The following is a 20,127-nucleotide window of genomic DNA, read 5'->3' as shown; positions in this document are numbered from 1 at the left end:
TTAAGTCGATTTTATGAAAGACCTTCCGATTTGTCAATAGAATATATAAAAAGCCGGCCCCCCTCATCGGAGGAACCGGCTGGCATCTATTCTCCAACGCACAAGTCGCGCTTTCATACGGAAGCATAGTCACCCTGCTTATCGACCGCCTCTTCCCGAATGCTTAAGTATTCCTTGAAAAAGCCGGTCACGGCGGGCCAAAAAGCGGGATCTTGCTCGGATGCGCTATGGCCGTCCACATCCACAAACAAATGGTTCGCATCGGGAACGCGGGCCAGAACATGGTTCAGCTCGGCAGGCGGGATAATCGAATCGCCTCTGGAATGGACGAGCATGACCGGAACGCGCTTGCCGCTCGCGTTGTCTTCCAATATGGCTGCGGGATTCGCCCGTTTTACCAAGGCGCTTGGTATTCGGCTTCGTCTGACCATAATTTCCGGAATGATATGCGCCAGCGGAAAAGCGGGCAGCTTGCGTCTGCGAAGCTCGGCTTCGACCATCGTCGCGAAGCGGACCGGCATCGAGTCGGTTACGAGCGCTCTGATCGGAGCTCCTTCGTCCAACGCCAATACGGCGCCAAAACCGCCCAGCGAATGACCGAGCACACCGATCCGCTGTTTGTCCACGTCTTCACGCCCCTCCAAATAACGGAGCGCGGATTGGAGATCGTCCCTGAATAACAGCCCTGATGGAGCCTTCACCGAATCGCTGTCTCCGTGGCTCCGAACATTGTACACCAATACGGAATACCCTTCGCGGTGAAGCGGATGAACGTAGCGAAGCACTCGCGATCGGTTGGACCCCCAGCCGTGAGACACGACGACAGTCGGCGAGAGCCCGACGACCCTGAACCCGACTGCGAATGAGGCACAAACCAACCTCTCACCGTTCCCTCGCCGCTTTTCCACTCTACCGACTCAAAGGGCACCTCGGGCTGCCGTTCGTTCGGAACGAGTCTCGGACTTTGAGCCTTTACCGTCAATCCGTACACCGCCGCGCCCGCACTGCTTACCGCAGCTCCGACACTTCCCGCCAACCAGCCGAATAGAGCCGCATCCATCGCATGATCCACCTCCGTTGCCGTATTGTTTGTTTTATTGATGGAAGTATTCGTTATTCGGAAAGAAGCCGCACGATGGCACCCGATCCGATCCGGGCGCATATCCTGCATTATTCCACATTCGCCTATAACCAACGGAGGTATGAATATGACGAAACCACGGTCGGGCAACATTCGGCATCAGAACCGTAAAGCGTCCGATGAAGAGCCCAAAGCGAAGCTATCCTCGCGGACGTCAGCGAAATCGGGCTCATCCGTCGCTCGGCGCAAACCCGGGGCGTCCAAAGGCGTCAAGGTGCGTCTGCACCAAAACGAAAGCCAGCCGCCGACTCCTACCCGGCCTATTCCATGGTGGGTCGTACCCGAGGAGCAACAGAGGATGCTTCCGCCAGGCCTCGGCGGACCTGGACAATTCCCTGGTCCCGGAGGTCCGGGGCCATTTCCCGGTCCCGGCGGACCTGGCGGACCTGGCGGAGGACCCGGCGGACCCGGGGGTCCCGGTCATTTCCCGCCGCCACCGCCTCCAAGGCCGCCATTCCCTGGACCCGGTCCTTTTCCTCCAGGGCACTTCCCTGGGCCAGGCCCCTTTCCTCCCGGACCGTTCCCGGTTCCGATCCCTATTCCAATTCCAATTCCCGGGCCGTTTCCTCCCCAGCCGTTTCCGCCCGGCCAGAACGCTTTCATTGCCGTAACCATCTCGGGAGGCGCCGCTTTCCCCGGCGTAAACGTGAATACTTTCATTCCGTTCTATCCGGGCATCACGATTCGCCAAGCTCTTGAATCAACCGGGCTGGTCCGCTTCGGACCCGGCGGCTTCATCACAAGCATCGGCGGCATTCAGGTCGGGTTGTTATCCAACGTTAACGTTCGCGTATTCTATAACGGCCGCATCATACCGCAAACTTTGCTCGGAGCTCCGGCTCAACCCGGCAGCACAATCGGGCTGGAATTATACTACTCCAATCTTCCCCTGCCTACTCCGTTCTGAACGGTCGGCTCGGGTGACTCCTCCACTTCTCTTTGAACCTTTTTGCGCAGCAGGAACGGAATGGCTAACGCAGCGGCGAATACTATGCCGGCAATAGCGAATTCCTTCCAGCTGCCCTTGGTCAGGCTAGCTCCCAGATAGTTATAGGCGAACGTGCCGGGGAGCGTCCCGATGATCGTCGCGGGCAGAAATGCCCGCAGCCGAACTCGGGCCGCTCCCGCCGCGTAGCTGACCAAATCGAAGGGCACGAAGGGAGCGATCCGCAGCAAGAGCACCATCATGAAGCCTCGTCTTTCCATCGCACGCTCCAATTTCATCATGCGAGGATCGTCCTTCCCTTTGAAGAAGCCGCTGCCCACCACTCCCCGCGCAACGAGAAACGACAGCACCGCCCCCGTTACCGCGCCGATCAGAGTGAACGCCATCCCTTTCCATGTGCCGAACGACAGCCCTCCCGCCAAGGACAGAACCGATGCCGGAAACAGAACGAACGGACGAACGATATACATAACGATATAGATGACCGGAGCAATCCATCCGAAAGAGACGACCCATTCCCTGATGCGTTCCGGAGAAAGCCGCAAGTACTGGTAATTGATCCACAGCAGCACGCCTACGACGACTGCCGCAGCGGCTATTTTCAACAAAGTCGAACGTCGCAAGCTCGAACTTCCTTCCTAATGTTTCCTTTTATCGTATCATATCGCACACCGTTGCCCGACACAAAAGCCGCTTTAAAAAATAGTTCTATATAACTAGGCAGATATTCGATAAAATGAAAGACGACATGGAAAAAACGCGAACGGGAGACTCCTCGCATGCAGACCAACCTGTTGCTCCTGCTAGGTTCGAACTTTTACGAACTGAACGCTGCGCTGCAAGAACAGCTCTACAAACAGTTTTACAACTTTTTATATCGACCGGTCATGCAGCTGATCCACGACCACTCGGCCACCGAGGACATCATTCAGGAAACGTTCTTGACGACGCTCCGCAAACCGCCCAAAGATGTGTTGGATGAGCCGCGCTTCAAAGCATGGATCAAGATCGTCGCCAAAAATAACGTTATCAACCATTTGCGAAAAACGAAAAACTATCGTACCGACATCAGTCTGGAGAGCGTGATCTCCATGGGCATTCCGTTCGCAGCCGCTTCGGAATCGGTAGAGCTCCAAGCCGAGCTTAACTCCTTGAAGGAGCAAATTTCCCTTCATCTCAAGGAAATGCGACCCGATCATCGCGCCGTTCTGGAGATGAAATGGAAAAAGGGGCTTTCCTACAAAGAAATTGCGGACGAGCTTCACGAGACGGAGGATACGATTCGGCAGAAGCTCTTCCGCGCGCGAATGAGTCTGAAAAACAAACTGCAGCAGGAATGGGGGAAAATGAAGTGAACAAAACGGACTCCGAATTCGATATTTTGTTCGACCAGGCGTTCGAGCAGGCTTTTGATTATTCCCCCGTCGCAAAAGACGAGCTTGGTCCGGATGACCATCGTCCTTCCTGGATTGCCTTGCAGCCGCAGCTAGCCGCTTTGCGTCGCAAGCAGAAGCTGCGCTCCAATCTGACGCGCGTCGCAATCGTAGCTTCGTCCATTCTGCTCGGAGCCGTCATCTTCGGCAACACGCAAGCCGCGAAGGCCATCGAACCGCTGGTCGACACAATCAAGGAGTCGCCGGGCGGAGTGTACACCTTTATTTTTGGCCGTTCCGACGATAACCATACGGACGGCGCATTGACGACTCCTCCGCCGGACTTTTCTCCGTCGGAGCAAGGCGGAGATGGGCAATTACTCGGCGAAGGCATTGAAGTACCGCTCGATCAGCTCCAAAGCAGGCTGACATTCGCGGTTCCCGAGTTCACGTACCTGCCGCAAAATTACTCAAACAGCCGAACCACTGTTAACATTCGTCCTACGCAGAATTCGAAGAAATCGAGCTTCGTCATGTTCAACTTCGAGAAAGAAGACGGATATGTCCTGCATGTCCAAATGGAAAAATTCAAATCGGAAACGGGTCTTGCGATGAAGACGCCAAAAACCGGCATCTCCGTCGACAAGATCGAGTTAAGTACCGGTCCGGCCATCCTAACTGTCTCGACAAATGGATTAACCGCCCTGGAGACGTTTCGAAACGGCATTTATGTGTATATGAGCGGCAAGGTTTCCTCGGACGAAATGATCGCTATGTTCGAAGGGATGCGAACCCCGCCTCTATGAGCAAACAATAGCCCGGTCGCAACGAACGCCCCCGATCCGTATGGAGATCGGGGGCGTTCGTGTCAGTCTATCCTCAAGCGGGAAGCGGTCGAGAAATGAAACGAATATGGAATATCCATCGTTACGTTGCTTGCGTTGGCGATTCTTCCGGTCAGGATGACTTCGATGTCGTTGCCGCAGGCAAAGCCGTCTCCCCTATCCTTGAAGTATATTTGCAGCATATTTTTTTCGGCGTGGTACCGATAAGCGAAGCGGTTCGAGATCAGCCGACCTCCGTCCATGCCGTCCAAGATCAGTATATTGCGAGCGTTAAGGGTATGTCGGCTCATATCCTCCTTGAAATGGATGGAGATGTGCATCTCGCTCGGGACGTTGCGAGCATCTGGGGAGGGCTCTGTTGCAAGAATCCAAGGATGCTCGCTCAACTAACGAGCACCGAGCTGCTGAATAGCTCCCCTTCCTCATACACGCCGTTCTCGATAACCCAATGAATCGTTCTTGACCGATAATAATAGCCCGAGGTCACGGTGCGGGCGAGACTATTAGTGTAGGACGATGCGTTGTTGCCGCCCGTCGTCGTTCCCGAGCCGACCGTCTCCCATGAGCTTCCGTTCCATTTTTGCACGTAGAAGGTAATGCCGATAGAGTCCACCGCTATCAAAGCCGTCGTCGATGCCGCTACCGTTACCTTGCCCGTTGATGCAGTAATACTTGAACCTCCGCTGTCCAAATAAAGATGACTCGGATTAAAGATGCTCATAGGCGCCACAAGCTCCGACGGAGGAGCCCCGGTAAGAGCTCGTACGGAAGTCCCAGATGCCGCATAAGCCGTCGTTCCGAAAGGAATAAGCAGCAAACTCAACAGCCCTAACGACAACCAGCGGTACACTGCCTTACGAGCTTTTTTGCCACGGTGTACGTTCATTGTCTGTCCCTCTCTCTCTATAATGTCTTTGTCGTTCATACCTTATAAACACGCGAAAAAAGAAATCGTTCCAACATTTTTCGACTTTTTTTGAACTTTTTTTCGACTTTTTTCGTTGGCGCTGTTTTTACGTTTCGACAATTCATAGAAAAAAGCAAAAAAGACACTTTTAACCACCATTTTGGTGGGGTTCAGTGTCCAAGCTGGTATGAGCCAATCAAAATTATCGAATTCATATTGCGTCATTTTCTTGAAGGGCAGCTTACCCCTTCAAGGCTTACAGGCTCGCTCTTTGAGCTATAACGCTGTGCGAAGAAAGGTCTCCCTAGTTCCAGATGCAACTTTCAGAACCGGCAAAAGTCAGTTGATTTAAAGCCCTCCCCCCTCCCCCGTTTTTGATTGAAAGGCTTCGAGGATTCGACAAAATCATCCAATTTCATCCTAATCTTTGATATGATTAGAATATGTTTACGAACATATCAAGGATCCTGATTTCTTATTCTGGCTAGAATCACAATTTAATATCAAATAATATTGTCAGAGCGCGCGCTATAATACGGAGTAGTTAACAAGAGCTTTTCTAAAGCATCATTGTCTAAATTGGGGGAAAAGTAGATGATAAATAATGAGTCACGCTACATTGAAAAAATTTTAACGCCTAAGGATAAGCTTTCAATTGAGTCCGGTATAAATTCTAGTATTTACTTCTTTTATGTCGGGTTCTTATTCTTGTTTTGTGGTTTATTATCAATTCTATCTATATTTGTATTTAGTTTTTTAAACCAATCGTATGCCACAATATTCTTTGTCATAACAATTTCCATGATTTTTTCATCTATATTTTTCTTGTTTTTGTCAGAGAGAGATCCAATCTCTTCAAAAGCACTCAATGAAAAACTATTCATTTACTTTGACCTTTTACAGCAATACATTGATAAAAACAAAAAGAGTGTACAAATCTGGATGATTAATAGACGCTTGATAAAATATTTGTATGAATTGGAAAGGAGTTTAAATAACGTTTTTATATATACCAATTCCAGAGCTGATATTCAATTAATTATAAATTTAAGAGAATTAATAAAAGATGATTTTTCCATGTTATTGAAGAATAATGAACAACAGGTAGTTTTAGAACTCATTAAAAAAATCAAACAAGCTCATCTATCCGCTGAGAGTATTCATCTCATGGAGACAATGAAAGAAGATGGTGTTTCTGAGCATCGTACAAGGGTTCTATCCATTAAAAAATCGCTAGAAAATTGTAAACAGAAAATATCGACTAACGCTGAGAAACAAAGCTTTTCTTCAAAACTTTATAGATTGATTGCTAAACCTTCCTTTTTAATTATATTACTAATTATTGTTGGAATTATTATGTTAATCTATATGAATACAACCCAAGATTTTTCTAGAACGCCAGCAAACCTAACAGCTATTGGATTTATTCTCGCAATTGCTTCTCTCACAGTGCAAAATCGTAAATGAAAATCGTTTACCATCACACTTCAATGAATTTACCATTAATATACAACCTTATATTTACTTAGCAGAAAAGCCAATCATGAGCCGTCGAAACTAATTTCAGTGGCTCATGTAATAGTCCTTTTTTAGGAGAGAGTGACATGAATAATGAGGATTATAAATTAAAACATAAAGCTGATGTCTTTCGTGAGGGGCTTCAATCGCTACTTAAAAAATACAATCCAACACATTATGCAGTTATTGTCTCTAACATTATTAATGAGGTATTCGTAAATAGAAAACATATGGGACGATATCCAATACATTTTCTAATGCACTCGATTCAAGCCAATTGCAGTTATTATAATTCTAATCGAAATGATATACTTACCGAAATAAAACTTCAGCGCATTCTAAATCACTACAGACAATATTTTGATCCTGTAGCAGAATATTTTTTGACAAAAGACGATGGCGTCGAACCATTTTTTGTTAATATGGCAAGGCAGCAACTTTCATTGCAATGGGCCACAGTACAAATTCGCTGGGAAGATCAATATTACTTTTTAATAAAAGTAATTATCCGAAAAGTGAAAAATATTTCAAAGATACGTTTAATATGACCTTTCATGATTGGTTTCTTATTGGTTTTGCCATTTATGCTTATATAGCCGATAATAAACCCAAAATCATTTCACCGCTTTATTATATCAATTCCAAACAGAAAATAGCATCAGATCTAGCTATCAACTCATTTTTTCAACAAAACTTCGTTACTCCTACCGATGTTAAAGACTTTAATAATCAAATTGAAAATAAAATCGGCTCGACTTTTGTGTTATTCTATGAGACATATCTTCGAGGGGTATTCGTGGACAAACCAATGCTCAGAATAAATGAGACAGATTATCTAGTAATTCATCAGGAGTTATTTATGAGTAGAGCAGCAGAAGGAATATTTGATATTTGCAAAAAGGGTTACCAAGCGACTTTGGAATGGAATTCGGACATAATTTTGAACGATACATCGTTAATCTCCTTAGAGAATTTGTTTCCCCTGAGCAAATTTATGCCGAGAATCAATTAAGACAATATACTCAGAAAAAGATATGTGATGTAATGATGGTATTTGAAGATTATATATTTCTAATCGAGTGTAAAGGTATCGAGTATAGTGCATATATTGCTACGGAAAACTCTATGAAATCAGATAATTCCTCTAAAAAAATAAGCACTGGCTTTGATCAGTTATGTTCTACAGCTCAAATGATTAAAGAAGGTATATTCAATCAACTAATCGGTGATCAACAGCATAAAAAAATTATATCAGCAGTAATAACGTATAAGCAGTTATACTTAGCGAATTCTGAATGGTACTATGTCAATAACATTGAACCGAATATGAAATCGGAGCAAATTGATTTCAAAAAATGTTTTCAGTTTAAACCGCAAATCTTATCAGTTCATGAACTAGAGTTGCTTCTTAAATACTCGCAAGAGAAAAGTGAAAACTATTTTGAAATATTCAACAATCGTTTAGAAAATGCGAATTACTTCCTAATGGGTGATTGGTATCGTTATCTTGAAATAGAAAATACAACCATCCCCTTTCTCAAAGAAGCTTTTCTAAGCTTTACAGACGAGGCATTATCTAAATTGAAAGGGTAAATAGAGCGTGAGTTTGCCCTTTTAACCCACTAAATCTATTGGTTATTAAAAAATTACTGCTCTTAGACATACCACACCAGCAAGCTTCTTAAGTAAGTTTTTATTATCATTGTCAATGAACCATTTATATGCGGTTTCATTGGAAACCAATAACACCGCTTCAGATAATTGAAATTCGAAATCTCCTTTTATTCTCCACTCACGCTCATGGGTCCAATCAATAATATTTTCTTTATTGCTCAAATTAAAATTTACAATTCTCCAATGTTCTTCTTCTGGAAGTAGAGTTTTTGCTAGTTCTGTTGACTCATAAATAACAGGTCGAGCTCCTTTGTTATACGCATATACTTTTCGGAAAGCTAATCCATATGGTAGATAACGTACTTTCACTTTTGGCACACCACTTTTTTCCATTTGTTTTCTATAATCTTGTTCATGAAGTATATTCTGACCCAATGATAAAAGTGGAGTGTCTTGAAAGCATACTGCGGGGTTATTTCCAACTATAAAACCAGGAGACCCTGGATTACTACCTATTATTTTTTGATCTGATAAAATTTTCATTAAAACCTTGCCAGTAGTTAGATCGCTTGTAGCCCTTGTTAAATGAGTAATATAAGTTGATAAGTCTGTTCTACCGCCAATTCTTTTATTCCACTGTTCTAAAGTGTATGGCATATTATCAGCCGCCCATTAATTAATTTGCATTACTTACGCTTAACGTTCTGGTTCTTGTATTCACGACATACCACTACCTTAAGAAGTCTCAGAGAGACGGATGCAATCCGCTTAGGTGGTGCGGATGTATCCGGCTAATATGCAAACGCCGAGATCAGGTCCAATGAATTATCACGTCCCTATAGGGAGCCTTAAAAATTCTCTACTAGGATTAATTCTATACTGAGAAAGACGTTCATGAATTAGTTTTTCAGCTAAATAACATCTATTCCTGCAGGTGGAATAGATGGAGAAGGTTTTAGGGAAATATCTCGAGTAAGACCCTGCTGTCGCCTGCAAGTTTTTCCAAACTAGGCTTGTAAGAAATAGTTGCTTATTCCTCAATGGGCTTATTATTTTCGTAAAACCAAATTTTAGGATTACAAATGTATTTAGGGTGTTGATCTTCAAATCTTCTATTTGTCCAGACAGGATCATTTCTTGTAAACCTATCTACTATACGCTTAATATTATCTAATGAGACTTTTTTAGGGAAAGTAATGAGATATTCATCCCCAGATTTATTAACTTGAATAGCTAATATGCTATCGAGGACATCCTTATAACAATTTAATAATTTATATGCGCTGGGATATTTGCCTTCCCTTTCTACAGGTAAACAGGCAATAGAGAACAAATCTTTATCAACACTTATAAACGACTGGAAGTTGGATGGATCATGTTCATCCATCTTATCAACAAAATAGTCTCCAATTTTATCGTTTCCCGAATGTAAAATTTCAAAGTTTCCAGTGTACAAATAATTTTGCTTAAACTTATCAACAGCGAGATGCATTGATTCAATAATGCCTTGAACTATGACAGCTGTTCTTTCAGACAATGCTCTATTATGAGCAAGAATATTTCTTATCTCTCTTAATTCAAATAATTTTTGTTTAAATCTTTCGTTAGTAAATCCTATTACCATATGAACTCTATCCCACACTTTAGGATTTAATAAGAGTTCAGATAATTCAGAATGAGTCAAAGACCAAATTAAGTTGTCTTCACTGTCAGCATCGAAATAGTATATTTCATTAGTTTTTGTACTACGTTGCATATATCTTTCATATACTCTCTTCGGCACATTTTCTAACCATAAATCGCCATATTCCATCATATAAACACTTAGACTGATCCTTCTTAACCAATTTTCAAGTTCGTAAATTGAATAATAGACATCACCATTAGGAATTAACATCTCATCTTTAAATTCTAACTTCACTGAGAATACCCCCAAGCTTAAGAATTCAAAACGCCAAATCTTCTAAAGAACAAGTGACTGACCGTAATGTAGTTGGTTGTCTGGAATTATAGAGTCCTCTTCTAACCACGATCAGTTCAACCGAATTGCGTGATCTTCCAGCCTTCCTAAAGTAAACCGCTTTGAAAGACGAAATCCCTACTTAGGCACGTCCACTTCGCCAGCCACGTCCCCAAACGGTTGAGAAAAACGGATAAGCGAAAACGGGGCGGCCGCGCCGGGAAGCTGGCGCGGGCGCTTCGGCTTGCAAAATGGTGTGGTAGGACGAGGGAAGCCATCCTAACAGGGCGGCTCCTAGCTCGATCCTACCGGTAGGGAAACCTCATGTAATTAAAATCTTTACATCAATAATCTTCCTGATTTCAATTCGTTGAGAGTTATTTCAGCAGTGAATGAAACGAGCGACTTTTTAATTCCTATAATGTCTTGAAGTACTTGTTCTGCTTCAATTGGATTATTTTGATATGCAAAACTTGCACTCCACAACCTCACAGAAATGTTGGGATGTTTCATAAGCTCTAAAAAGACTTCTTTTCCTTTCTCGCTTGACTTGATAACTTCCGATGACATCATGATTTTTTTATAAAATTTATTTCCGAGCTTACTATTTCCAATTTCAGTACATTCACCATGCTGAATTGCAGCATCAATGAAATCGTTGATCTGTTTTTGGACTAACTCCAAAGTATCAGCTCCTATCACTCGAATAGCTTAAATACCCACCCATTTGAAGTTTGCTCAACTGTCCCATATTTTTTTAGTTGTTGTAGCCCAAATTCAAACTGGTATTCAAAACTCTTTCCAGATAACCACTCACGAACAGTTTTCCCATTAGTAAATGGCTGCTTCGAACTGTAGAATCCACTTATTTTGGAGTGAACACTACCACTGTACCCCGAAGGAATAGCGACGACATTATTTAGATTCTGGATATCCCCAACGCTAAATCCGTATTTGGCAACTTGGCTTTGTTCCACAATATGGTACCATGCTTTATTCTCGCCTGCAGAACCGAGGACTTTCTTTAATTCATCGAATGTCCTGAATCCGGTAACAACATCTTCGCCCTTTGAACCAACTTTAACAAGAAGCATCGCAATTTTTCCAGCCTTAAACAATTTCCCCCAAGGTGTAAGGTTAGCGGTGGCTAGTGCTCTTCCTACTGTAAACTGATTAGAAAGACGATCCCTTATCGGCACGTCTGCTTCGTTAGATCCATCCCAAATGAAAGGGAAAATCAGGGTAGACAAAAGCAAAACGTGGAAAATAGGGCGGATTTCTCGCGGTTCGGCTAGACTTCGTAAGAAGTCAATTTTAGCAGGTACATATATTTACTGCGATATTAGTAGCATATCAATAATCCTAAATACGATGAATACGATAATTACAGAGATTCCAACTAATTTTCTTGGCGCAAATCTTATTATTCCAAAAAGTACAGTAGCTAAAAGTAATAAGGCCACTCTATGCTCCCAGTCATTATTCAAGAAAAAAAACAAAGCAACAAAAATAAAGACTGTCGAGTAAAATACAAACTTATAGTTCATTATTTTCATGAGTACCTCTTCCAAGCGTATTTCCAGTTTGAGTACGTTATACGAGTTAGTATCAATCATGATATTCGGCGGTTCCTTCAGTTCAACCGATTTGCGTGGTCTTCCGGCCTTCCTCCTGTAAACCGCTTTGAAAGACGAAATCCCTTCCCGGCACGTTTGCTTCGTCAGTCCCGCCCCAAACGCAAGGCAAAAGAGATTATTGAACAAAAGCAAAAGAGGAAAATGGGGCGGCTGGGCTGGTAGGGTTGTGCTCAGCCGCTGGGACAATGGTGGGTTGTCCGCTGTTTTACCGCATGGCGGCTTGAAAGTCTGCAAGCCACTCTTACGGGAAAAATCAACTTAGAGGAAAACCGTTTGTCCGGCCATAAGGATCAGATTTATTTCGTTAGACACAAATTTTGTACTGTGCCCTCGGAATTTTATCTCTTTTCGCTCTCATACACATTTTCAGCTAATAGAGCTATAACATTTAAGTCATAAACTGAAAACGTTAACAACAGTTCAAACTCATCTTCTACTTCCGTTTTTAGATTTGCAAATTGAAATAACTGCTGCAACGAGTACTCCCTGTGATAATGAACGATTCGAATTGTTTTAGTATCGCTGTTAATGATTCGAATGGTTAATTCGTTTTTTTCTATTTCCCGATACGCTACTTTTAAGCGTGGAATATAATATGCTTCAAATGCTAGCTTTCCTTCAATGAAGGCATGTCCGGATTCTTCAATTCTTTTCAATAAAATAAAATCGTGTTTGATTTTTAAGAGCTGGAGGTACGCATTAATACTTTTTTGTTGCCCAGGGCTCCCCGATAATTCAATAGCGGATTCATCATCAACTATGTTTCTGCCCAAGGCCTCCAGGTCACCAATCGTTAATTCACCAAGTTGTAGCAACTCTCTGTTGAGCAGGGGAGCCGAAGCTACGTCGCTTTTTTTATTCAGTATCTCAAAAGCTTCTGGAATCGTCACTTCTCGATTTGAAGTACCGGGAATAAAGAATACCCGGTGTCGTTCCTTGTTTAGAGCATCCTGCTCAATCTTAATCGTAAAATAGTTTTGTTCATATCTGTGTTTAGTCTTGGAATTATCGAAAACAATATATGCAAAAAAGGAGGATTCATAGCGAAATCCTTCGGGCCAATTGAACGTGAAGAATCGAATATTAAATCTCTCTTCCAGAACGAATATCTGTTCAAGAATGCTGATTTCATTGAGATAGTCCACTTTCATTAAATCAACAAATGTCTCATTTTTCTTTACGAGGTGTCCCCCTTGAAAAGATTTAATCCTATCTTCTTGAAACGAATTTATTGATCTAACAATTTGTTTGATCACTCTGCTTGAACCAATATGGAAATCCATCGTATCACCTCGACTTATTTTTTCACAGCACTCCAATAATCTCCGTTTTTTATAAATTTGTAACCCTGATTAACTAAAAATTCTACTGCCTTGGCATAAAAACCGGTTGCCCCGTTTGGGTTATTTGTTAACACGATTGAATTTTTTGCTGAAGCAAAAAACGGATCTGACATACCTAGAGTCCAATAGCTCAATCCTTTTTCCCACGATGTATGCTGATCTTTTACATATTGGTACGATTTCGAAGCTGAGCCGGAAACAAAATTCCATACATCTCTCGCCAACTTCCATTTATGACCTGATGGGTCGGTGTAAATAAATGGATTATCCCCCACATACGTATAAAGATTCAACGTTAAAGGATCATCAATGCCCCTCATACGTTTCCTCATTAATAAATCGACCAACAGGAGGATCATAATACTGACCCGTAGATAAATTAAACCTGATTCGTCGTCCTGGATCTCGCCAGTATATTTGAAGGGATTGGACATCCCTGCCGTTTGGCTAGTAACATTTTCCCAAATGTCGTAGTTATAGGAAGACCGCTCCGGCAGCAACAGTTATCCGGACTACATCGCCATGCCCATTGTACGAATAGTACCCTTTTTGATATGTTGCATTGTCTTTCCTGAAGAGCAGCTCGATGGGTGGCTAAAAAAGCCCCTACCAGTTTAAATTTCGTCTTTCAAAGCCCAGTTTACAGTGCTTTTGGACGGAAGGAACGCAAATCGATCTCAAAATGAAATTAGCCGAAACTTGTCCCGATCAAAACGAAAGGGCTTGGTAACCCCACCTCACTTATCCCGATTACGATGCCGGAACATCGAAGGAAGATGAAGTAGTGGATCCAATGCCCTGATTCCGTTCATAGGCCGTTTCGGCCCCTTTTCATTTCGACCAAAAACAAGTTATTCAGTTAATTCAACATAAGTAGTTTCTTTACATACACAACACATTCACGCATTAAAGGCTCAAGTTCAAGTAAATCTGAAGTTCTTTTTTCCCATATCGGGTTTGACCAGTCTAACTGTCTAATCAACATTAATGCAAATTCATTTCCATACCACCCTAAGTCAAGTACATACATGTCTTCATTGTATGAAACCTGAAATAGATCTTCTTCATGCAAATAGTTTGGGTTTTGTGTTTCATTGTAAGTTACTAAGCCTGGGCTAAAATCAATTCCTTCAAACATGTTATCCCTCCTTTACGATTTTTTCAAATAGGCTTTAGCTTCTTCTTCGCTAATAGGATGTCCATGTATTGTACCCCCACTTTCTTTTACCACCACATATTTTGTTTCTTTACCGAGATAAGCACCTACAATGTCATCGAACTCTAGTATTTTCCACGTAGATCCGTTACTATCTTTTACTATTTTACCTTGATCCCATGTAATTCTTTCTAGCATTTCGTTATCGATCCCAGGCTTATACTTCGCTGAACCAGTTTTTGTACTTTGAATAGCCTTTTTGTCCCACTTCACTTTACTATCCAAAGTATGTTTGTTTTTATATGGGCTCCAAGTAATGTCTTGTGTTTTCTTAAGTTTATTGTAGTAGGATGTAGCTTCCTCGCCGCTTTTAAACGTTATTTTACCTACTTTTAGCACATATGAACCTGGGGCAAAAGGTATAATTGTTGCCGCAATATCCCAAGCTAAGAACCCTGCATTACTCCAACTAGGGTCATTCCATAAATCAACGGCACTCCATCCGATACTCATTACATCTACAATAGTTTCCCAAAAATGTCCTGATGGGTCTGAATATATTAATGGATTATTGCCCACATACGTATACAAGTTCAACGTCAGCGGATTATCAATCTGCCCCTCATAGCTATCCTCATTAATGAACCTTCCAATACTTGGATCATAATACCTGGCTCGTAAATAAATCAAGCCCGATTCGTCATCCTGGATCTCGCCGGTATATTTGAAAGGGTTGGACATCCCTTCCGTTTGGCTTGTGATATTCCCCCAAATGTCGTAGTCATAGGAATTAATGGCCGTTCCGGCAGCATCGGTTATCCGGACTACATCGCCATGCCCATTGTACGAATAGTACCCTTTTTGATTTGTTGCATTGTCTTTTCTGAAAATCAGCTCATTGCCCCATATATTTCGAGCTTTGCTGTTTCCGTTGGAATCTAGTTCATCGATCACACGTCCATTCAAGTAGACAAATCGAGTTAATACGCCGTTTACCTTCTTGGTTGCCCTCAACCCGTCTCCATAATAAGTATACAACGCCTGATTGGTTCCGTTAGTGAACGTCTTTAATTGATCAAGAGAATTATAAGTATATGTGTCACTATTGGCGGTAAGTCTGTTTCCACGATTATCATAAGTGAAATTAATCGTATTCGATGGCAACGCTGCTTGAGTTAGTCTGTTCGAATTATCATAGGCAAAGGAATACGTTTGACCGTTTTGCTCAAAGGATTGAATGTTGCCCCGATCATCATAATGATATTCCTTTTGTGATGAAACATCCGTGGATATGCGATTCAGTCCGTCATACAAATAGTTAAATATTTGTCCGTTGCGATTAATGGTTTCAATATTGCCAAATGAGTCAAACCCGAAGCTCTCCGTCCATTCGGGAGCAGATGACGAGCGGGAATGGGTTACCGAGACAAGCTCGTCGAAGCCGTCGATCAATTTCTCCTGCACAAGTCCATTAGGATAAGTGACGGTATATTTATTGGCGTTCTGGCTTACATTGTATCCGTAGCTCACGACACCCATGTCAGGATAAGATACGGTTGAAATTCGATTTAAGGCATCATACGAATAGTTGACGGCCGCATTGTCAGGGTATACAACGGTGGATAAGCGGTCAAAAGCATCGTAAGCAAATGAATATTTTTTCCCGGCAACCGTCTGTTGATCAAGGTGCTTCCAGCTGTCGTAACGATACGTCAAAGTCTCGTTTTCACTGTTGGTTATTCCCGTTACGAGCCTTGACGTCGGATCGAATGTATTTTGAAGCCAATACAGCTCCGTCCCCGTTGCATTTTTAACGGAAAGCCGTTCCTGCTCATTATACGGGGTATACGAATAATTAGAGATTTGCCCCTCTTCGTCAATAACCTTCTCGACCAGACCGTTAGTTCTGTACTGATAGTTTTTAGCTTGTCCGTTTGCATTTGTGCTTTTTAGAAGCCATCCAAGCTCATTATATTGCTTCTGGTTTTGCAATACACCGTTAATTGAAATGCTTTCAAGCTGATTCGACGAGTTGTAGGTATACTTGTACTGTTGACCTTTCTCATCTCTAACATAAATCAAATTTCCTACTGCATCGTATTCAAACCAGGTTGTTTGGAGCTGACCGTTTGAAATAACTTGCCTCTTGGTAACTTGACCCGCGCCATTGTAATCTTGCAGCGTTGTTCTAGTTTTGCTGCCGCTTTTTTCTACTTGCTTGACCACTCTTCCCGCTCGATCGGCATAGCTCCATGTTTCCTTCCCGTCCTGATCGACCGTTTTCGATGTCATTTGCGGCAGCGAGAGCGATCCATCCGTGGCTGTGACGGAATTCGAGTAGTAATAATTTGAACTTTGTCCCAGTGCGTTTGTGACAGTCTGAATTTGACCGTCCTCGCCGTAACTGTAATACTCGCCTTTAGTTGGATCGTTATATGGCAGCGTTGCTTTAACAACCATCCCTGTAGAGTCGAATATCTTGGTTTGAATTACTTTGGTATTCGATCCGATTGCTCGTTGTATTTTTTCTTCTGTACCGTAAGGTGTGTACGTTGAGATGATCTTCTCGCCATCCGGCAATATCTTAGTTATCGTTCTATTCGAGTCATCGTACGTATATTGGATCGTTCTTGTTCCCCCTCCGGTAGAAGGGATGAACGATTCGCTCAGTTTCCTGTTCAGCGAATCGTACGTGTATACAACTTTGCTTCCGTCCGGATAGGTCTGTGATGTAACTCTATTCAATGAATCATAAGTATAACTATTTGATACTTCCGTTTTTAATGTCCCGTCCGATAATTTAACGGAAACAGTTTCTTTGATTACCAGAAACCCTCTCGTATCGTACAAGTAATTAATGACTTGCGTGGATCCATCCGCTGTAACGATCACTTGCGTAGGCATCTTCCTGACATTGTAAGACACATATTCCTCTGTCGAGCTTTTAACAACAGGCAACTGTGTCGCAGGATCGTTATAGGTTTGTTTTGTAGTTATTTTTTTTATAGTCGAGTCTGTGTTATATTCAAACGTATTTTCGGTTTTCGATTTCCCATCCGCCGAAACGATAGACTGATAGCTGACTTGATGTTTAATCCCATCGTATTGCGCCGTCATCTTATTGCCAAGCGTGTCTTCTTTATAAATCACATCGCCGTAGTCGTTATACTCCAGCTTCTGGATATTCGCAAAATTAGCAATGTTGCCAGGCAGACTTCTCCCGAAGTCATTGACCAGATTGCCTTGTCCCCCGTTCAATGACTTAATGAGATAAGGCTTGTTCGTTCCTTCGTCATATTGATAAGCGGTTATATTCTCAGTCGAATACGAAATGTTATTAGAACCGTCAGTTACATTCAAATTGTTCTGGGGCAGCTGGTTGATTTGCTTTTCCCAAAGCAATTTGAACGTTCCTTTGCTGGTAACCCTGAACTCCCGCTTAGCGCTGGTCGAAAAACCCTCGTAAATTTGAGTCATTGAGCTGCTCTGAATATCGCCATTCCGATAACTCGATGCATTAACAAGCCGATGAGCAGGCAAATACGTCGTAGCTGGAGTTACACTCTTGGGCCGATTCCATATTTCCTGGGCTCTGCTGTAATCTCGTTGATAATTGTTAGTGTAAATTTTGGTTTGACCGTTTGCATCTGTATACGAATAAAAAACATTGACTACCGGTAGATAGCCTATGTACTGCAACAAGTTCAAATCGCCGTAACTTCTAATAGTTCCTCGTTTCTGCTCGCTTTCTTCGTAATCGGTATATTGAGGCCAGCTTCTATCGTAGGTCGAATATTGAACTGTCGTCTTGAATCCGGTGTAATCTGTAATTTCCTTTAACAGCAGATAAGCAACCTCGCCGTAATAACCCTTATTTAACCTAACGACTTCTGCCGACTCTACGCCATTCCCGTTGCGATCTTTGACATCAAGAATATAGTTGCCGTTTTGATCGATAAAATATTTCCAGTCGTCCTCTAAATTAAAGTCGGCAAGCGTCTGAGTAGGGTTGTAGTACGTATACGCTTTTAATGTTTTATTCTGAAGGACATCTACTACGCTTTCTAGCTGGTAATAAGCCAAGCCTGCCGCTATTGTAGTTTCCCTTGTCAATTTGCGTATGGTCAGAGGCGTAGTTGTAGTAGTTCGCGGCACATTGTATTTCACATGCTTGATCAGCGTATTCGTTCGATCGAATACTTGAAACCCGGATACTTTTTTTCCGCTAAGCAGTATATCCACGTAAAACGGTTGACCCAAAGGATCGATAGTCAATTTTTCAAGCGTAGATGTGCTGGGATAGTTTTTGAAGGTATAGGTGACGAAATTTCCCTTTTTATTTCTTTTCATTTTAATCCGCATAGTCGCTCTATCAAAATAATAGGAAACATTATCGTCTACAGTAATGACATAATCGTCTTTTGTCTCCGAGTATGTCACGTTTTTATATGTGCTGTTTAACAGAGTGCTCGAAGCAAACGTATATGTGTTTCCATCATCCAATTGAAATCTACTATAGCCAACGTTGTACCCATAAAATGTTGTAAATTCATATTTTGAATTGTTTGTTTCTTTTTTATAAATACCATACTTATCAAAATAACAATAGTCATTATTGGAATGTTTAATTCCCATCCAGGTGCAATTTCGTTAACCCCATAGGATGCAGGCTGCGCGCTTGTTGTATTGTTCAGATCCGCATCTTGAACAAAATCATATGGTTGATTTGAGTCGCAGCAACTTACGACCGGACGAGAAAAAAACGAAGACGACGAGTTGTAGCTTCTTTCCAAAACGATGTCTAAACCTACGTCACCTTTCAAAAATAAATCGATGTCGCTTTGATTAAAAGATTTCGAAACGGGGTCGACATCTCCCTCGAAAGACTGCTGATAATTAAAGCCGGCGTCTTTGGGAGAATAAGAGTACTCGGTAGAGGCTGCTGCAGCCGTTGCGTTAATCGATGTCGATGCCTTGGAATTTCCGTTTAGGCTTCTTTCCGTTGCTTCGCTTTGAATGTTTTTACTTACTTGAGGAACGAGATATTGTTTGACGAGCGGGACTAGTCGTTCAAGATTGGCTTGCTGGTCCTGAGATAATTGTAAATACATTTTTTTAGCTTTGCATCGTCCAGGAAAGAAAAATCGTTAATTCTTCTTGGCTTAACGAGCTGACAAGCTCGGGGTAATAATAGGCTGAAAGCAAACGCATCTCCGAAGTAAAGCGTTCTTTGATAGATTTAAGCTGCTGATCTGAAAAAACTGTTGATACCGGACTCGTCGTTATTTACGGTGCCATTCTGCACTTCCGACCTTACGCTATTTGTCTGCGAAGCAACAGCTTCCGGCACGGTCTGCTCCGCATCGGCTATTTGAAACGAAGACAACATTATTGCAAATGACAATACAATTGCGCTTAACCTTTTCTTCATGCCTGATTCATTCTCCTCATTTTTGTAATTCTCAATAAAAAAATTCATTTTTTAATGTCATCTGTAATTATGTTGAAAAAATTGGAATTTTGCAATACGAGAACATAAAAAACTATTAACTTGATGTTTCATCGAATATTCTGGCAATCGATATATACGGTGGGCTCATTAAAAAATCCCTGAAGTCTGAGAGACTTCAGGGCTTCAAAGCAATTAATACCAAAGGTAGACGAATATTACTCATTCGAGGTTGTGG

General features: G+C 42.4%; 23 protein-coding genes. 7 read left to right on the top strand and 16 right to left on the bottom strand.

Translation table 11 applies throughout. From position 1 onward, the window contains the following. Positions 1–113: 113 nt before the first annotated feature. On the bottom strand, positions 114–785 hold the full coding sequence (locus D3H35_RS09395) for an alpha/beta hydrolase (RefSeq protein WP_158594023.1): 672 nt from the start codon (positions 783–785) through the stop codon (positions 114–116). Next, positions 698–1,171 carry a hypothetical protein gene (locus D3H35_RS30670; protein ID WP_158594022.1) on the bottom strand — a complete coding sequence of 158 codons (474 nt, stop codon included), beginning with the start codon at positions 1,169–1,171 and terminating at the stop codon, positions 698–700. The genes D3H35_RS09395 and D3H35_RS30670 overlap by 88 nt, the downstream gene beginning before the upstream one ends. 616 nt (positions 1,172–1,787) lie before the next feature. On the opposite strand from D3H35_RS30670, the gene D3H35_RS31300 reads away from it, so the two are divergent. Next, positions 1,788–2,048 (top strand): hypothetical protein, encoded by a 261-nt coding sequence (locus D3H35_RS31300; protein WP_199728499.1) that lies wholly within the window; start codon positions 1,788–1,790, stop codon positions 2,046–2,048. On the opposite strand, the gene D3H35_RS09385 is transcribed toward D3H35_RS31300, so the two are convergent. Continuing rightward, on the bottom strand, positions 2,015–2,710 hold the full coding sequence (locus D3H35_RS09385) for a TVP38/TMEM64 family protein (protein WP_119148830.1): 696 nt from the start codon (positions 2,708–2,710) through the stop codon (positions 2,015–2,017). The two genes, D3H35_RS31300 and D3H35_RS09385, sit on opposite strands and share 34 nt — an antisense overlap. A gap of 156 nt (positions 2,711–2,866) precedes the next feature. On the opposite strand from D3H35_RS09385, the gene D3H35_RS09380 reads away from it, so the two are divergent. Beyond that, on the top strand, positions 2,867–3,442 hold the full coding sequence (locus D3H35_RS09380; RefSeq protein WP_119148829.1) for an RNA polymerase sigma factor: 576 nt from the start codon (positions 2,867–2,869) through the stop codon (positions 3,440–3,442). Then, the gene (locus tag D3H35_RS09375; protein ID WP_158594021.1) at positions 3,439–4,266 is read left to right on the top strand and encodes a DUF4367 domain-containing protein; all 828 of its coding nucleotides are present in this window, start codon (positions 3,439–3,441) and stop codon (positions 4,264–4,266) included. The genes D3H35_RS09380 and D3H35_RS09375 overlap by 4 nt, the downstream gene beginning before the upstream one ends. Before the next feature lie 62 nt (positions 4,267–4,328). Here the strand turns inward: D3H35_RS09375 and D3H35_RS09370 are convergent, their stop codons facing one another. Both D3H35_RS09370 and D3H35_RS09365 read right to left on the bottom strand, forming a co-directional pair. Continuing rightward, positions 4,329–4,691, bottom strand: coding sequence for an Ig-like domain-containing protein (locus D3H35_RS09370; protein WP_119148827.1), 363 nt, complete (start codon positions 4,689–4,691; stop codon positions 4,329–4,331). After that, a complete protein-coding gene (locus D3H35_RS09365; protein ID WP_119148826.1) occupies positions 4,688–5,191 on the bottom strand; it encodes a DUF6147 family protein in 504 nt (167 codons plus the stop codon). The genes D3H35_RS09370 and D3H35_RS09365 overlap by 4 nt, the downstream gene beginning before the upstream one ends. A 615-nt stretch (positions 5,192–5,806) precedes the next feature. On the opposite strand from D3H35_RS09365, the gene D3H35_RS09355 reads away from it, so the two are divergent. From D3H35_RS09355 to D3H35_RS09340, 3 genes are all read left to right on the top strand, one after another. Next, a complete protein-coding gene (locus tag D3H35_RS09355; RefSeq protein ID WP_119148824.1) occupies positions 5,807–6,679 on the top strand; it encodes a hypothetical protein in 873 nt (290 codons plus the stop codon). 137 nt (positions 6,680–6,816) lie between these two features. Further along, complete coding sequence (locus D3H35_RS09350) at positions 6,817–7,278, top strand: hypothetical protein (RefSeq protein ID WP_119148823.1); 462 nt, start codon at positions 6,817–6,819, stop codon at positions 7,276–7,278. A gap of 343 nt (positions 7,279–7,621) precedes the next feature. Next, entirely contained in the window at positions 7,622–8,323 is a 702-nt protein-coding gene (locus D3H35_RS09340) for a hypothetical protein (protein WP_147355796.1), read from the top strand. 45 nt (positions 8,324–8,368) lie between these two features. Here the strand turns inward: D3H35_RS09340 and D3H35_RS09335 are convergent, their stop codons facing one another. The 5 genes from D3H35_RS09335 to D3H35_RS09320 all read right to left on the bottom strand — a co-directional run bounded on the left by D3H35_RS09335 (position 8,369) and on the right by D3H35_RS09320 (position 11,554). Continuing rightward, on the bottom strand, positions 8,369–9,001 hold the full coding sequence (locus D3H35_RS09335; RefSeq protein WP_119148820.1) for a DUF2971 domain-containing protein: 633 nt from the start codon (positions 8,999–9,001) through the stop codon (positions 8,369–8,371). A gap of 171 nt (positions 9,002–9,172) precedes the next feature. Continuing rightward, positions 9,173–9,478 (bottom strand): GIY-YIG nuclease family protein, encoded by a 306-nt coding sequence (locus tag D3H35_RS34740; protein ID WP_119148819.1) that lies wholly within the window; start codon positions 9,476–9,478, stop codon positions 9,173–9,175. Continuing rightward, positions 9,375–10,265 (bottom strand): hypothetical protein, encoded by an 891-nt coding sequence (locus tag D3H35_RS30295; protein ID WP_147355795.1) that lies wholly within the window; start codon positions 10,263–10,265, stop codon positions 9,375–9,377. Before D3H35_RS30295 ends, D3H35_RS34740 begins: the two co-directional genes overlap by 104 nt. Before the next feature lie 378 nt (positions 10,266–10,643). Beyond that, on the bottom strand, positions 10,644–10,988 hold the full coding sequence (locus D3H35_RS09325) for a DUF2019 domain-containing protein (RefSeq protein ID WP_158594019.1): 345 nt from the start codon (positions 10,986–10,988) through the stop codon (positions 10,644–10,646). A gap of 14 nt (positions 10,989–11,002) precedes the next feature. Continuing rightward, on the bottom strand, positions 11,003–11,554 hold the full coding sequence (locus tag D3H35_RS09320; RefSeq protein ID WP_147355794.1) for a hypothetical protein: 552 nt from the start codon (positions 11,552–11,554) through the stop codon (positions 11,003–11,005). 216 nt (positions 11,555–11,770) lie between these two features. Here D3H35_RS09320 and D3H35_RS30290 point away from each other — a divergent pair, with 216 nt between their 5' ends. Continuing rightward, on the top strand, positions 11,771–12,103 hold the full coding sequence (locus D3H35_RS30290) for a hypothetical protein (RefSeq protein WP_147355793.1): 333 nt from the start codon (positions 11,771–11,773) through the stop codon (positions 12,101–12,103). Between the two features lie 176 nt (positions 12,104–12,279). Here D3H35_RS30290 and D3H35_RS09310 read toward each other — a convergent pair whose 3' ends face one another. The 6 genes from D3H35_RS09310 to D3H35_RS09290 form a co-directional block, all read right to left on the bottom strand. Further along, positions 12,280–13,224 (bottom strand): hypothetical protein, encoded by a 945-nt coding sequence (locus D3H35_RS09310; protein WP_119148815.1) that lies wholly within the window; start codon positions 13,222–13,224, stop codon positions 12,280–12,282. A 14-nt stretch (positions 13,225–13,238) separates the two neighbouring features. Further along, positions 13,239–13,784 (bottom strand): RHS repeat-associated core domain-containing protein, encoded by a 546-nt coding sequence (locus tag D3H35_RS09305; protein WP_147355792.1) that lies wholly within the window; start codon positions 13,782–13,784, stop codon positions 13,239–13,241. A 359-nt stretch (positions 13,785–14,143) separates the two neighbouring features. Beyond that, on the bottom strand, positions 14,144–14,422 hold the full coding sequence (locus D3H35_RS09300) for a hypothetical protein (RefSeq protein ID WP_119148813.1): 279 nt from the start codon (positions 14,420–14,422) through the stop codon (positions 14,144–14,146). 12 nt (positions 14,423–14,434) lie between these two features. Then, entirely contained in the window at positions 14,435–18,790 is a 4,356-nt protein-coding gene (locus D3H35_RS09295) for an RHS repeat domain-containing protein (RefSeq protein ID WP_158594018.1), read from the bottom strand. Positions 18,791–18,897: 107 nt separating this feature from the next. Further along, positions 18,898–19,551: a hypothetical protein gene (locus D3H35_RS30665; protein ID WP_158594017.1), complete on the bottom strand. Its 654-nt coding sequence runs from the start codon at positions 19,549–19,551 to the stop codon at positions 18,898–18,900. A 128-nt stretch (positions 19,552–19,679) separates the two neighbouring features. Beyond that, complete coding sequence (locus D3H35_RS09290; RefSeq protein WP_147355791.1) at positions 19,680–19,871, bottom strand: hypothetical protein; 192 nt, start codon at positions 19,869–19,871, stop codon at positions 19,680–19,682. Positions 19,872–20,127: the final 256 nt, after the last annotated feature.

It is taken from the genome of Cohnella faecalis, assembly GCF_003570905.1.
Taxonomy (GTDB): domain Bacteria; phylum Bacillota; class Bacilli; order Paenibacillales; family Paenibacillaceae; genus Cohnella; species Cohnella faecalis.
The sequence above is the reverse complement of the archived record's forward strand: the minus strand, read 5'-3'. Positions and strand labels throughout refer to the sequence as shown.